The organism is Komagataeibacter oboediens, from assembly GCF_003207815.1.
Classification (GTDB): Bacteria; Pseudomonadota; Alphaproteobacteria; order Acetobacterales; family Acetobacteraceae; genus Komagataeibacter; species Komagataeibacter oboediens.
In genome coordinates this window covers 1-12,526 of sequence record NZ_NKTX01000063.1, presented here as the reverse complement: position 1 = coordinate 12,526, position 12,526 = coordinate 1, and the positions used below count along the sequence as shown (strand labels likewise).

Below are 12,526 nucleotides of genomic sequence, written 5' to 3'. Positions count from 1 at the left end.
TGACCACCTCGCGCATATCCGTCGTGCGAGGGCGACCGCCCCGTTTCGCAGGGGGCACAAATGGCACGATCAAAGCCCATTCCCCGTCCATCATATCCGATGGATATCGCAGTCCTTCCCGGCTATGTTCACGTCGGGCAATACCAGTCCATGTCATCATTCACTCCATCTCTTCGTAAAGACGGATGAATCACAACAGACTGGTATTGTTCAAAAACTTTCGGATCGGGCTCTTAGGTTTTCTTCCCCCAGCGTTCCCTGCAAGGTGATTGCAAAACCAATGAATAGCGTGACTTCCGCAGCCATCGAGGCCAGCGCGATACGCCGAAAAACAAGCATAATCATGCCGTGTGAGGTGAGATCCTTGTGCGGGTGTAAGGGGGTCAGCCCCACCATGCCCAGGAACATCAAAGACAGACACATGCCCCAAAATAGATAGGGGTCCATGCAGTTCTGAAACGCAAACACAGCCTGCGTGTGGTTCGACAGCATCACACATCCTTTCCGGTGAGCCTCGGTTGGAGCGGGGGATGAAAAAGGGCCGGGGATGAACAATTAAGTTCATCCCCGGTAGTCACCAGCCAGTCAGACAGCCCCAAGAGGGTGCCTGAAAGGTCTGCCAGCAGTTGGCATCAAGGGAAAGGAGCGTGGTTTCTCCTTCTCTCTAGCCCGGCTCTACTGACACCGTAATGGTGCGACCTTCGCTTACTAGCGGGCTTCGATCCGATTGGCGGTCGGATCACCCAATGCACATTGGGGTTTCCGCCGATCAATCGGCTCCTACGTCCTCGCATGGCGAGGACTTTCCCGAAGTCAGGTTTTCGTCCCCATCTGACGATGGGCACTCTATCCCGCATCCGGGTGGTGCATCCTGTTCCGGCCTGGTCAGGTGAGGGCTGTAGGGCGGTAACAGACATAGGGAATATCCCATATGTGCAATCACCGTCTTCCATACCTGTCACCGCCAGTCGGGCCAGGTTGCGCGATGCAGACAGCATCGACGCAACCAGCACAAAAAGCAGCGTGAGAAACATCACAATTACTCCCGTTTCACATTGGCCGGTTTCTTGTCCTGCTGACTGGCGACACGCCACGTCAGGGACGGGCCTGTTTCCTATCAGTGGTCGCAAAAGACCGGTTTTATGCGTTGGGGGTTCCCCAACATCCGGGCATCGTGCCCGTCTTGAGACAGGCACTTGTCCTTTCAGCCGGGGCCTGCATCCCGGTCCATGTTTGTCAGATCGAGGGCATGAAGGGTGCAACCGCACCCGATCCATGCCGGGTGTCAGTCTTGCCATTTCATATCCTTTCCCTGATGCCACACGGCACAGGCTGTAGGTTGTGGGTTTCGACGCAGCATGAAGCCTGTAGAGGCTTCTCCCTGCCGCCGAGCGCCTTGGCCGCCAGATGGCGGGTAGGCGCACAAGTCGGCAGGGCATGTGCCCTGCGCCTGATCGGCCAGCCATAGGGGGATGCCCCATTGCTGGCACTACACGACGCGCGGCGTCGTCTGATGCTGCAAGCATCATCGCAGATTCTCCATTGCTGTTGAACGCCGGTCAGTCGGAATGACTGCCGGTAATAAGGAGGAAAAGAGCCACCTTTCCCCTCGCCAGGTCTGCATCGGTGCCACCCGATGCACACCTGGAAACACTTGCCACGGCGCTGCCAAGCGCCAGTGTCGAATTACCCTGTTGCCTAGTTCTTTCGAGACTTTAGCGACGTGAGGAACCACCCCCACTGTATGCCGCCTCTCCCAATCGCTTCGGATAAACCGCGAAAGGGATTTTCACTCTACTCAAACCGCTCCCAGGCATAGGTCATTGACAGGAACCACCCTGCCGACCCTTAGCCCTTCCCGTGTTATCCAGACGGATCTTAACGAGCAGTACGCAAGCGTCTCACTATGCAGGCTAGGCTCTTAGAGCCTTTCGACCAGTCCCAAAGGACGGGCCAATTTGGGGGGCGCGAAGTTCCAAAGCCGCTCCCTTACTCACCGCATCGCTTCCAACTTTATCCACCGGGACACTACAGGCCCCGGCACTTGCACTTTCTCTCCGCACAGCGTCCTACTGAACGCCGTTACAGGCTTGAGCTATCCGACGATCTAGGCGGCTTGCGCCCCCTAGTACCGTCCTATCCAGGTTTCCCCTCTAGGACTCACGACAGTTTCCCATCGTGCGTGTCGCCCACCTGTGCGGCACACGTTCGACCATCCCTGGCCGCCCGTGGAACGGACTGGATACCGTCTTTCCCATCTGGCAGGCAGCACGCCCCTGTCCCCCGGTTGCCACCGGGGGCGGGGCGTGCGCCGTGTCCACGTCGCCCAACTTCTCTTGTCGGTATGTTCCGTATTCGATTGTCAAAGACCGGACAGCTAGGCAGTCGGTACGCGGTGATTGGGTCGAACGGGGGAGTTACACCCCCGAGCGCCCGTTGCAGCCGGACGAGCCCGATTAAAGGCATCCGGCTACAGCAACAGGTCGGACCATGCTGGTTAGGCAATGGTCCTGCATGACGCTGGTAAGGCGTCATGCGTGCCCCTTTCGGGGCATCGACTAATGGCAAGTGAGACAAGGTGAACTTTGGGGTACCGCGATCCTCTCCTTTCATGGGGGCGGTCCTGGTGATGGATAAGCCGTTGGCGCGGCGTCCGTTGGATTGGGGGGAATGGTCGGATCAGGTGCTTGGCGGCCACCAGATCCGACCGCGAGGCGATCTTACTGGTGGCCCTATGGGCACATGGTCCGGGTTCCTACCCCGGCAGAAAATGAGATTCCGACTGGCGCACATCGCCAGCCGCAGAGGGATGGCGAGACGGGTCAGATTCACTTTCATGCTCCTGTGGCTTTCAGGTCGGTGGTCCAGTGCTTGGCGGGCACTTGGACCGACTGAAACAGTCGGGGCCAAATGCCCGGTGGACAATGGACCGGGTTCCTACCCGGCTGGGACTGACTGACCGGCTGATGCCAGCGTCAGCCGCTATGCGGTGACGGATGGCGGGCCGGGGTCAATCCCAACACCACGCGGACGAGAGGCGGGGGGGTGCTTGGCAGGCACCACCCGTAGGATGGTGGCCCTTGGCATGGCCCCCTTTCTCTCTTTCGCCCGGCGTCTGGTGTTTGCGGCTGGTGCTGGCGGGCACCGAGCCTATGGCTCTTTGCCCTTTCGCACGGTCGCCGCGCCCACCGGCTGATAGCCGGGCTGCGCTGGCTCCCCATCACGCAGGATGGTCGCCCCTATCGGGAGAGGGTGTAGCGGCCTTGCGGCTCCCTACGCCTCATTGTCGATCCATCAGCGTGCAGATGGAGGTCTGCACGCCTTTTTTCGCATAATGCGCTTCGGTTGTCACGCACGCGCATAGGAACTTCATTATATGAAATCAAAAATCCGGCTTGCCGGATTTTTTCGCTATAACTTATGAAATCAAAAAAAACTTAAACCCACCGCCCTTTAGGGTGGTGGGTTTTCATTTGTTCGCGTATATTTAAGCGTGAAACGAAAATCCGATCTCTTTCGGGTATGTTTCAGGTAACTTTCTGGTGCTTTTCCGTGTTTTTTCGGGTATGTTTCAGGTTGAAAGACGGCTCCCTTGATCCGGGGCTGTTTTTTATGGTCGTTTTTGATACTTTTTTTCTTGGATGATATGCTGATCTATCCTCACAAAACGACAACGATGCAGTCCTTGAGTACGGCTGTGTCGCGTGGATATGTCTGGCATATAAGCGGGGTGGTGAGGGCTGATCGCTTCCTGAATCTGGAAGCTAAGTTTGCCAATCTCTACAGCACGGAAATCTCCCCAGCCCTTCGCTACGAGCGCAAAAAGGTCGGGATTGCCGGGGCAAGGTTTTTTGCTCACCCGGCCCACAGATCCCCGCATCTGTTCTGGTGGCTGCTGCTGACCGAGGGGGTTCACCCAGCCCGAGAGTGCGAGCAGGGATTGGCGAGAGTAACGGACCCTAAGAACCGGCTTCTGTATGCGAGCGAGTTTGAGTTGGTTCAGACTCCCCATGAAGGATCAGCGCCCCGGTGGACTTGGCGCCTTCAGCCGCAGAAGGTCGAAGCCTGGCACGACGAGATCCGGCTTGCCGTCCGTCATAGAAAGGACGAGCGGGCCGTGCAGAGGGTGATAATGCGGTACTATCGCTTGCCGGGGTTTCGCGGGGTCCGAGAGCAGATTGCAGGGTTGAGACGATTTACTGTTGGTGAGTGGATCAGGGCCAAACGTGCCCGTGAATGTCCCTATCTGCCGAAACGTATGCCCCCTTATGTCCGTTTTGGCGGAGCGCCAGGGGTCCAAGCAGAAATCATCGTCAATCGTTTGCTGGAAGGGTTGCCCCCTTTTACCGACGAAATGAAGTTTCAGACGGCTACCAAGGCACAAGCGCCGTATATTGAGGCAGAAAGTGAGTGGGGAGAGGTCGATGCTTAGAACTGACAGTGAAGTGCATGAACTGATCGGTCACTATGGCGACCCGATCAAAGAATTGCTTTCTGATCCCTCAATTACAGAGATATGTGTGGATCATTATGATTACGTTTATTTTGAGCGTAATGGGATATTGATTGATGCGCCAGAAGTAAAATGGCCGAACGAAAATTCTTTGGTGCAGTATATCAAGCAGATTGCCAATTCTGTAGATCAGAAGGTGGACAAAAATAATCCGCTGTTAGACGCGCGATTGAAGAACAAGACACGGATTAGCGCCACGTTGCCGCCTGTGGCGGTCAATGGCGCGATCATGTCTATCCGACCTTTCCCTACAACACACCGTTCCCTAGACGATCTGCTGGCTGGTGGATCAATCACTTCGGAAATCTCGAAGATGGTCCGGGCGGCCTTGAATAACCGGCTTAATTTTATCGTGACCGGCGGGACTGGAACTGGAAAAACCAGCTTCCTGCGGGCCATGACATTTGAACTGGACCCACAGGAGCGGCTAGGGCTGGTGGAAGATACCACCGAAAACATTGCTCCCCGGCATAGGAGAAAATTTGAACTGGAAGCCCCCAGGCGGGCAAGGCTTAAAGCCGACGATCAGGTTATTGATCTTCCTTCCCTGATCGTCGAGGCCCTGCGGAAACGTCCTGACCGGCTGGGGGTCGGGGAGTTTCGGACACCTGGCGCATGTGCCGCCTTTATGGATGCGATGAACACGGGGCACGGCGGCTGCTTCGGAACGGTACACGCCACGTCCGCACGGGATGCCATTGCGAGGATGGAAACACTTTATGCCCGCCAGGCCATGAATGTCCCGCGTGAGGCAATCAGCGAACTGGTCCGTCACAACCTAGAATTTGTTATTCATCTATCCCGCGACGTAGAACGAGACCGCGACGGCACAACGCGGGTTGTTCGCCGTGTGAAAGAAATTGTGTGGATAGACACAGACGGAACGGAGCGTGTTCTAGTCACGCATAAGATAAAAAAAGGGTATGATTTTGATACGTCTTTCATAGACGCTTTTTATAACGCTCTTGATACCAGACATTAGCTTGCATCCCTGATTCTCTTTCTGGTACTCTCCTAATCGTGGAACGGCATCTGTCGTTCCACTCGGAACGATACGCCGCGTCTGTTTAGAACGGAAAGGATCGTTTCGATGGAAGTCAGAGAATACGACGATTATGTTGACGGAACCCGCTGCTGGGCAGACATCGACATTACAAGGTGGGAGGAGTTTCTATCTCCTTTTGGAGAGGGCTACGCAGACTGGGGCCTACTGGTCGAGAAAGAGCGTGTTCGCGCTTTGATACATGGTTTGCAGCATGATCTTGCCAGGATGAAGAAGGTTTCTACCCCTTCGGATCGGTACGCTTATGTGAACCTTGCTACCGAGCGGCAGAATGTAGCAGCGATGCTGCATGATGCACAGAAATACGCAAAACTGCTCGATGCGTTTGACCGCAATCTTACGCAGCTTATTTCTACCTGGTCCGAACTCAAAAAAGCCGGTGCTTTCCATACACTGGCTTTGGGAATGGATCTTGCCATCTGCAAAATCGTCCATTCCTGGCTTGCGAGACGTTTGCAGTCTTTGCAACACGTCTGAAATTGGAGAGTGTGAGCCTTCAACCTATTCAGGGTGCCCGTTGGGTAATTCTGTCTCGGTGGCCGCAATCTAGTCATGCTACGCATGACACCAATACCTCAAGGGGAGAAAACATTATGTTTTCTCCCCTTTCCTTTTAAGCATCCTCGGCGGCGTTTTCGATCTTCATTGCGTCCCGTAGCAGTTCTTCTACGTCAGCCTGCGTGTACACCCGCTTTTCAGGTGGAGCGTGCAGGATCGGCAGCAGGATTCTGATAACCTGCGATACCGAGATCCGTAGCAGATCCGCCTGCGTCATGGTGACGCCGTACACTTCCTTGATGAGTTTTAACGTCAGGTCGAGGTCTGCTTGAAGGTTCCCCGATACCTGAAACGTAATTCGTTTACTCATGGCTCTCCGTTTTGCGCCTGACGCACTTGCTCGCCGTGTTTGACGCTTTCTTAACGCCTTAACGGGCAACAAAGCTACGTCATCAGGGGTTTTCTTGGAAGAAATAAAAGGTGTCATTTTGATGCTATTTTCCTCTAAAACCGCATAGGTGCATTTTAAGCACAAAATCGCTGCACATTTATGTTTTTATCGTCATATTTTTTTGCTAAAAAATATGCGGAAGGGGGGTAGCAGTGGAAATCAGCTTTGAAGAACGGGTCAAAGACGTAGCAACGCTACACACTTCCAAGAGGGTCATTGGCATACCCATGACCGTTTTCGTCTTCTGCTCTGCATTGGGATTAGCCCTCGCAAGTGTGGTGAAAATATGGATCGGATTGGTCGTTGGGGCCGTTTTGATCTTTGTTTTTTACGAAATGTACAAGGGTGATCCGAACGCTATGTTCGTGATTATCCGGCGAATTTCGATGCAGTTCAGGCGCGGCGCGAGCGGGAAAAAACCACGCCGAAAAATCAAATTTACCACGAGGTAGTAATGAAATCTGACAACGCAAATGGGCCGGATCGTCGTGTCATGATGATGGCAAAAAAGAGTCCTGCTGTGGCAGGTGCAGCCGTGGCCTTGGCCCCGGCTTCCCAGGCGTTCGCCTCGCCGGGCTACAGCGTCCAGACACAGGGGTCCGGCATCCTGTCCAACATCGCCAGCACGATGCAGGACATTGGTAACTTCATGTCAACCACGATGGGCGAACTGGCTGTTGTGGGTGGTTTTGTTGTGGCCGCGCTTTTGTGGGCGTTCGCCCCCAAGTCTGGCGCAGTTGGCTACGCGGTTCGCGCAGCCATTGCAGCAATCATCATCTTCAACATTACGGCTGTTATCGCTTACTTCACATATTGATAGGTCGCTCATGGCAATCGGTACAGTCCCAACGGGAAATCTAAGCCCACTTATTTGCCCGGTCGGAAATAATGCAATCCTTGATGCTTCGGGAAGTCTGATCGCAGCGGTGGAATTGCCGGGTATTGATCCCGACGCCCTGATGCCGGAAGACCAAAAGAGGCTCGCAGCTATTTCGGCCAGCATCTACGCGACTGTGCCGAATTGCATTGCGGTTCAACAATACCTGGTTCATGCGGAAAACTGTGGGGTGCTTCTTCGGGAGCGCCCCAACAGTCCCGTAAACAACCGGCTTTCAGCCGCCCGACAGGAAAGCCTTAACTCACGCAAGTTGGCACAGACCCGGCTTGTGCATGTGTTGGTTTACGAAGACCCTCAAAAGGGTAAGGGCGGACTTATTGCATCGCTTTTGCGCCTTGGTCCGATGGCGCTGGTCGATAAAGAGGCACGCGAGGATCTGTTTTCCAAATTCTCGGATGCTAGGTCACTGGTAATTCGTGAACGTGAAATCAGTGCCCGGCTGCGGGAATTGAGCCGTGCCCTGGAAGACGTGCGGGCAAAATGGGAAATGGCTATGGGGTCGGCATACATTATGCCGATTGACCAGTTTTGGACATTCGCCAAATTCCTTGGAACGATGAATACCCGATACCTGCGGTTCGGGAATTATCTGGAAGCGCCAAACGACGATATGGATGCTGTCGTGGCTGATGGAGACATATCTACAGTCTCCTATCATGGCGTGGATATGCTCAAACTAGATGGCCTGATCCCGCATTACTTCATTTCTATGGGGCTGGTTAAAACACCCACCAATCCTATTGGTATGTGGAGCAAGGGCAGAAAGCACGCGCCAGCAACACAACGCGGGAATTACATTATCAACGTGAATTTCTCCCCGTTGAGTGAGTTGAGCAGACAGCTAATATTTCAGAACGCCCGAAATAGCCTTGATCGTCAGAAGATCGACATACGGGCCATCTTGAAAGGTGCGCCTACGTCCGAAACAGAGGCCAAGGCCAATGAATCGTACGAAATCAAGATGAAGCAGAAGGAACTTGAAAAAGCTGCCACGTATGAGGACCGCTATGGCCGCCTTAGCGGCCAGGTCGTGATTTTTGGTGAAGACCCGGAGCAGGTTATCAAGGATGCCGAGGTCATGACCACGGCCATAGAAGGAACGCAAGGGCGGATGGTATGGGAAAGCATCGGCTTACCTAATGCCCTGAAAACCCTACAGGTCGGGGGATATAATAGTTCTGACCGTACATCCATCGGAACGGAAAGCCGATTTGGGGCCATGTCCCTGTACGCAGCCCCAGCTATCGGGATGCCTGTAGTAGAGGATCTTGGCAACGAAGAAGCGCAGTATGTTTTTGAAACGAGGGACGGCAACCCGTTTTATTACAGTTCTTTTTCGGGCGGGAAGGCTTTTACATTCGGAGTTGGGCCTACAGGATCAGGAAAGACCTTTTTCAAGAATACTCTTACGAGCCACTTCCTGAAATACGGCGGTTATGTCCGGTCATTGGATATTGATGCAGGATCGGAACCGATAGCCCATGTGTTCGGGGACGATGGGGGCATTATTCGCCTTGGCACTTCGGATCATGGCGAGATCCGGGGGATTGATCCATTTGTCTCTTATACCGGGCCACACGACACCGCGTTTACCAGCCATATCATTGACCTGTGCCGCCTTTTGCTGGAAGCGAACGATACCCCCGAAAATAGGGTCATGACTTCACGGGAGCAGCGGGATCTTGACGATGCAATCATGGCAACGCTCGAAATCGGGAACCCTTCGCTTCGATCATTCCGCTATATGCTGGCTCACCTACCAAATGATCTGAAAGAGAAGTTTCAGCGGTGGATGGGCGGTGGTGTCTATGATGGCATTTTCAATGCCAAGCATGACGGATTGGGAGATTCACGCAAGCGCATTGGCATTATCAACCTGCATAAATTCAAAGAGACACAGCGGGTTATCAAGCCAGTCCTGATGGATCTGTTCTACCGTGTCACAACCCTTTTTGAAGATCCGGCCCTGCGGCATGTTCCAAAGCAACTAGACGTGGATGAAAGCCATCTTCCTCTCTCGGTACCGGGCTTTAGCGAGAGGCTTATCAGCAAGGCCCGCACATGGCGTAAACATCTGTCCGGTATAACCATGTGGACCCAAGGGGCGCAGGACTACAAGAGTATTCCAGATTGGGACGTGCTGCGCGGCGCTGCCACGCAATTCGTATTTCTGGCCGATCCCAAGATGGACGAAGACCTATACATGGACACGTTCAAGATTTCGCCGGGCGTCGTGAATATGATCCGGCATCTGCAAGCACGGAAAGAAGCCGTGATCGTCCAGCCGGATCTTGATGTAGCAAAAGTGGTGCGGCTGATTACTGAACCAGAGCAATACATCATCAATACGTCCCACCCGCGCGAAGCCGCCGAGCGTGACGCGCTGATGAAGGAATACGGGCCAGAGGAAGGGCTACGCCGTGCGACCGCGCTGCACCTGGCACGGATAAGGGCAAAAGAGAAGGAGGAAGTGTGATGAAGCACGTTCGCACGGTGCTTATGGCCGGTGCGGCCATGAGTATCATGGCTGTTTCCGGCAACGCCCATGCCCAGGTGCTTACGTCCGACATAAAGACCCAGCTTAATACGGACCTTAGCTACCTTGAAGCGGCCAAGCAGTACCTTATGCAAGGTGAGCAGTATTATCAGCAGGGCGAGCAGTATTACATGCAGGGCGAGCAATTCGCACAAGAATTGCAGAACGCGCAGGGTCTTGAAAATATGCTGGGGCTTTCGGGGTTTAATCTCGATAATTACCAGTCATTCAATAACGGCGTCATGGAATTAAACCCGCTCTATTCCATAGATCCGTTTGAAAACTTTGTTTCGCGTGCCCGCAGCCTCCTATCGGACAGCTACTATCTGCCTGGCACTGGCAACAGTGCCCAATACCAGATTGGCAGCATCTTTGGCATGTCTTCCGCTTCGCCGTCTGACGGCGGGTATGATCGCATGAACCGGGATACCAACCAGGTCATGCAGTATTCCAATGCCCTCACGGCTGTAGATCGGGAGCGCCAGGACACCGCTGCGTTGATGCAGGATCAGGACGAGCGGGCCAATGACCTGACAGACAATGATCTTGGGGCGGCCACCCAGCAGCTTGTGGTGCAGAGCAGCACGCAGATGCACCAGAACGATATGGCCTTACGGCTGCAACAGGTCACGGCAGACAATGAACTGCAAACGAAGATTGAACGGCTCGAAATCGAAAACACCATAGCCGAAAAAAATCTGCAATCCCTGCAACGGGTGCAGGCTTTCACGGAGAGCAGCCAATGAAAAATACCCTGAAAGCCGTTTCTCTTGTTGTGCTGGGAGCCGTTGCCATCGGGGGCGCGGGCCGGAGTGCCCATGCTCAAGGCGTGCCGTATATCGACCCGGCGTGGAAAGCCACGGAAACGGAGATGAAGGCAGAGCAAAGGAGCCGATGCCGTGAACATCACCTGACGATTATTCGTGAAATGAACTGCCGAAAGGAAGTGTTCGCGGAATATCGGAATGGCGGCAACATGCCGGGCACAATGGCCTACGTGCAGAAGCACTATGGCAGCATGTCAGTCAGTGACTTGAACGCACAGATCAAGCGCCTGAATGGCCTGTATGGGCGGGTGCGCATGGTAGGCTCATACCCTGCCGAAACGGGCGAAATCACGTATGAAATGGTCCAGTTGGACGTTAATTTCATTCGACAGCTTATCAATGCAAAAGGTGGCCTGCCGCCCTTGCTGGATCTTAGCAAGGGAGGGCAGTAGTTCGATGCGCCGGAATCTTGTAATCCTATCGGCTCTAATCGGGGTCGGCATTTGCTATGCAGGGCAGGCACACGCTGCAATTACCCAGACTGATTTGAGTACGCCGGGCTTTATGACCTCGCATATCCAGGCAGCCCTACTCAACATTCAGACGCGAGTTACGGAAACGCTGGGATCAAGTTACGATATATCAAGTTCAAGTACTTATACATCATGGTGTAGGGCAATACTATTAGGCGCGTGGGTCTGCAAGCTGGTAGAAACTACCGGGAGAATGGCAGTATTCAACGATCCATATGTTGGCATCGTTAATGTTCTGATTACCGGAATTATTGTGACGGCACTTTACTCCACTTATGGAGGGTGGACATATGGTATCGTTAATGGCGGCCAATATCTAGGACTGCTAGTGCAGAAACAAGCTATGGGCGACAGTGGCATCATGCAGCCTGCCCAATATATTCTTGCAGTATGGGCGAAGTTTCAGTTTGTGGATGGGAACTTGTTTAGCATGGGATTGGCCGCCTTTGCTTGTAACTGCATGTTCATGTTGTTTGAGATCATTCTATTTGCTGCGGCTTTGTTCTGCTGTATCTGGCCTGCACTGGTTGCGGCGGTTGCCGTTATCGTCGGTCCATTGGCTTTTGTATTTGTTTTTCATGAGTCAGTCAGTTTTGTATTCAACGGATGGCTTAAAATGCTCTTTTGGGCGTCGCTATTTGCGTTCGTTTCGAGGGTATGTATCGTTATTATCTGCCTGTTATTCGCGGCAGTATTTGACTATCAGGCAGATTTTGGTGGTCTTGGAAAAGGTCTGGTTACGTTGGACTCCAACGATACCCTTAGCTTTCTTATTCTGTCTGCTATGGCCCTTTGTTCTTTGGCTCTACTGTTTTTTGCGGGCGTCCTCACCTCGATGTTGACTGGTTCACAGAACATCGACGCTTCGCAAATGGTTGCCAAAGGCGGCAAGGCAGCGGGTGCGGCAATTATGAGTGCCATCGCCCTGTAACACATGAGGCTCACCATGTTTCAATCAGTTATCAGATCAGTGACGCGGGCAAGAATGACCGCGAAACCCGTCGAAATGCCGCCTGATGGCGGCGTAATCGACACGGAAACGCACGAACAGATCCAGATATTGCGAGGCAAGCGCAGCCAGCGGGAATTGGCCACGGCTAAGGCCGAACTCAATTTCTGGCGGCTTTCAACCTTCGGTCTGATCGGTGCGCTGATTATTTCCGGCTTAGAGCCCGATCCGAAAGTTTTTCAAGCTTGACAATGCCTTGCTGTCCGTCGTGTGAGCATGCGGATCGAGGCGATCAATGTCCATGCGGTTGAGGACGCA

The 12,526-nt window shown here is 53.6% G+C and carries 11 protein-coding genes and 1 pseudogene; 9 read left to right on the top strand and 3 right to left on the bottom strand.

Annotated features, from left to right (window positions below):
• Together CFR80_RS14725 and CFR80_RS14720 are read right to left on the bottom strand one after the other, a co-directional pair.
• Window positions 1-160, bottom strand: a pseudogene (locus CFR80_RS14725) (IS5/IS1182 family transposase); the annotation flags it as partial.
• A 50-nt stretch (window positions 161-210) separates the two neighbouring features.
• The gene (locus CFR80_RS14720) at window positions 211-492 is read right to left on the bottom strand and encodes a hypothetical protein (protein WP_258367835.1); all 282 of its coding nucleotides are present in this window, start codon (window positions 490-492) and stop codon (window positions 211-213) included.
• 3,154 nt (window positions 493-3,646) lie between these two features.
• Between CFR80_RS14720 and CFR80_RS14715 the strand changes: the two genes are divergently transcribed.
• The 3 genes from CFR80_RS14715 (at window position 3,647) to CFR80_RS14705 (ending at window position 6,053) form a co-directional block, all read left to right on the top strand.
• Window positions 3,647-4,432: a hypothetical protein gene (locus CFR80_RS14715; protein ID WP_258367836.1), complete on the top strand. Its 786-nt coding sequence runs from the start codon at window positions 3,647-3,649 to the stop codon at window positions 4,430-4,432.
• Window positions 4,425-5,495 carry an ATPase, T2SS/T4P/T4SS family gene (locus CFR80_RS14710; RefSeq protein WP_110507593.1) on the top strand — a complete coding sequence of 357 codons (1,071 nt, stop codon included), beginning with the start codon at window positions 4,425-4,427 and terminating at the stop codon, window positions 5,493-5,495. Before CFR80_RS14715 ends, CFR80_RS14710 begins: the two co-directional genes overlap by 8 nt.
• A 108-nt stretch (window positions 5,496-5,603) precedes the next feature.
• Window positions 5,604-6,053: a hypothetical protein gene (locus CFR80_RS14705; RefSeq protein ID WP_019086601.1), complete on the top strand. Its 450-nt coding sequence runs from the start codon at window positions 5,604-5,606 to the stop codon at window positions 6,051-6,053.
• 136 nt (window positions 6,054-6,189) lie between these two features.
• On the opposite strand, the gene CFR80_RS14700 is transcribed toward CFR80_RS14705, so the two are convergent.
• Window positions 6,190-6,561: a hypothetical protein gene (locus tag CFR80_RS14700; protein WP_146221663.1), complete on the bottom strand. Its 372-nt coding sequence runs from the start codon at window positions 6,559-6,561 to the stop codon at window positions 6,190-6,192.
• A 418-nt stretch (window positions 6,562-6,979) separates the two neighbouring features.
• On the opposite strand from CFR80_RS14700, the gene CFR80_RS14690 reads away from it, so the two are divergent.
• The 6 genes from CFR80_RS14690 to CFR80_RS14665 all read left to right on the top strand — a co-directional run bounded on the left by CFR80_RS14690 (window position 6,980) and on the right by CFR80_RS14665 (window position 12,457).
• Window positions 6,980-7,342: a hypothetical protein gene (locus CFR80_RS14690; RefSeq protein ID WP_146221662.1), complete on the top strand. Its 363-nt coding sequence runs from the start codon at window positions 6,980-6,982 to the stop codon at window positions 7,340-7,342.
• A 10-nt stretch (window positions 7,343-7,352) separates the two neighbouring features.
• On the top strand, window positions 7,353-9,899 hold the full coding sequence (locus CFR80_RS14685; RefSeq protein ID WP_110507591.1) for a VirB4 family type IV secretion system protein: 2,547 nt from the start codon (window positions 7,353-7,355) through the stop codon (window positions 9,897-9,899).
• Window positions 9,899-10,705: a hypothetical protein gene (locus CFR80_RS14680; RefSeq protein ID WP_019086992.1), complete on the top strand. Its 807-nt coding sequence runs from the start codon at window positions 9,899-9,901 to the stop codon at window positions 10,703-10,705. The genes CFR80_RS14685 and CFR80_RS14680 overlap by 1 nt, the downstream gene beginning before the upstream one ends.
• Window positions 10,702-11,178: a hypothetical protein gene (locus CFR80_RS14675; protein ID WP_019086991.1), complete on the top strand. Its 477-nt coding sequence runs from the start codon at window positions 10,702-10,704 to the stop codon at window positions 11,176-11,178. Before CFR80_RS14680 ends, CFR80_RS14675 begins: the two co-directional genes overlap by 4 nt.
• 274 nt (window positions 11,179-11,452) lie before the next feature.
• Window positions 11,453-12,190: a hypothetical protein gene (locus tag CFR80_RS14670; RefSeq protein WP_110507590.1), complete on the top strand. Its 738-nt coding sequence runs from the start codon at window positions 11,453-11,455 to the stop codon at window positions 12,188-12,190.
• 54 nt (window positions 12,191-12,244) lie between these two features.
• On the top strand, window positions 12,245-12,457 hold the full coding sequence (locus tag CFR80_RS14665; protein WP_258367834.1) for a hypothetical protein: 213 nt from the start codon (window positions 12,245-12,247) through the stop codon (window positions 12,455-12,457).
• The last annotated feature ends 69 nt before the right edge of the window (window positions 12,458-12,526 follow it).

Excerpts from the sequence above, each read along its gene's own strand:
- CFR80_RS14720 (WP_258367835.1), bottom strand. The coding sequence starts at position 492 with ATGCTGTCGAACCACACGCAGGCTGTGTTTGCGTTTCAGAACTGCATG.
- CFR80_RS14715 (WP_258367836.1), top strand. The coding sequence starts at position 3,647 with ATGCTGATCTATCCTCACAAAACGACAACGATGCAGTCCTTGAGTACG.
- CFR80_RS14710 (WP_110507593.1), top strand. The coding sequence starts at position 4,425 with ATGCTTAGAACTGACAGTGAAGTGCATGAACTGATCGGTCACTATGGC.
- CFR80_RS14705 (WP_019086601.1), top strand. The coding sequence starts at position 5,604 with ATGGAAGTCAGAGAATACGACGATTATGTTGACGGAACCCGCTGCTGG.
- CFR80_RS14700 (WP_146221663.1), bottom strand. The coding sequence starts at position 6,561 with ATGACACCTTTTATTTCTTCCAAGAAAACCCCTGATGACGTAGCTTTG.
- CFR80_RS14690 (WP_146221662.1), top strand. The coding sequence starts at position 6,980 with ATGAAATCTGACAACGCAAATGGGCCGGATCGTCGTGTCATGATGATG.
- CFR80_RS14685 (WP_110507591.1), top strand. The coding sequence starts at position 7,353 with ATGGCAATCGGTACAGTCCCAACGGGAAATCTAAGCCCACTTATTTGC.
- CFR80_RS14680 (WP_019086992.1), top strand. The coding sequence starts at position 9,899 with ATGAAGCACGTTCGCACGGTGCTTATGGCCGGTGCGGCCATGAGTATC.
- CFR80_RS14675 (WP_019086991.1), top strand. The coding sequence starts at position 10,702 with ATGAAAAATACCCTGAAAGCCGTTTCTCTTGTTGTGCTGGGAGCCGTT.
- CFR80_RS14670 (WP_110507590.1), top strand. The coding sequence starts at position 11,453 with ATGGCAGTATTCAACGATCCATATGTTGGCATCGTTAATGTTCTGATT.
- CFR80_RS14665 (WP_258367834.1), top strand. The coding sequence starts at position 12,245 with ATGACCGCGAAACCCGTCGAAATGCCGCCTGATGGCGGCGTAATCGAC.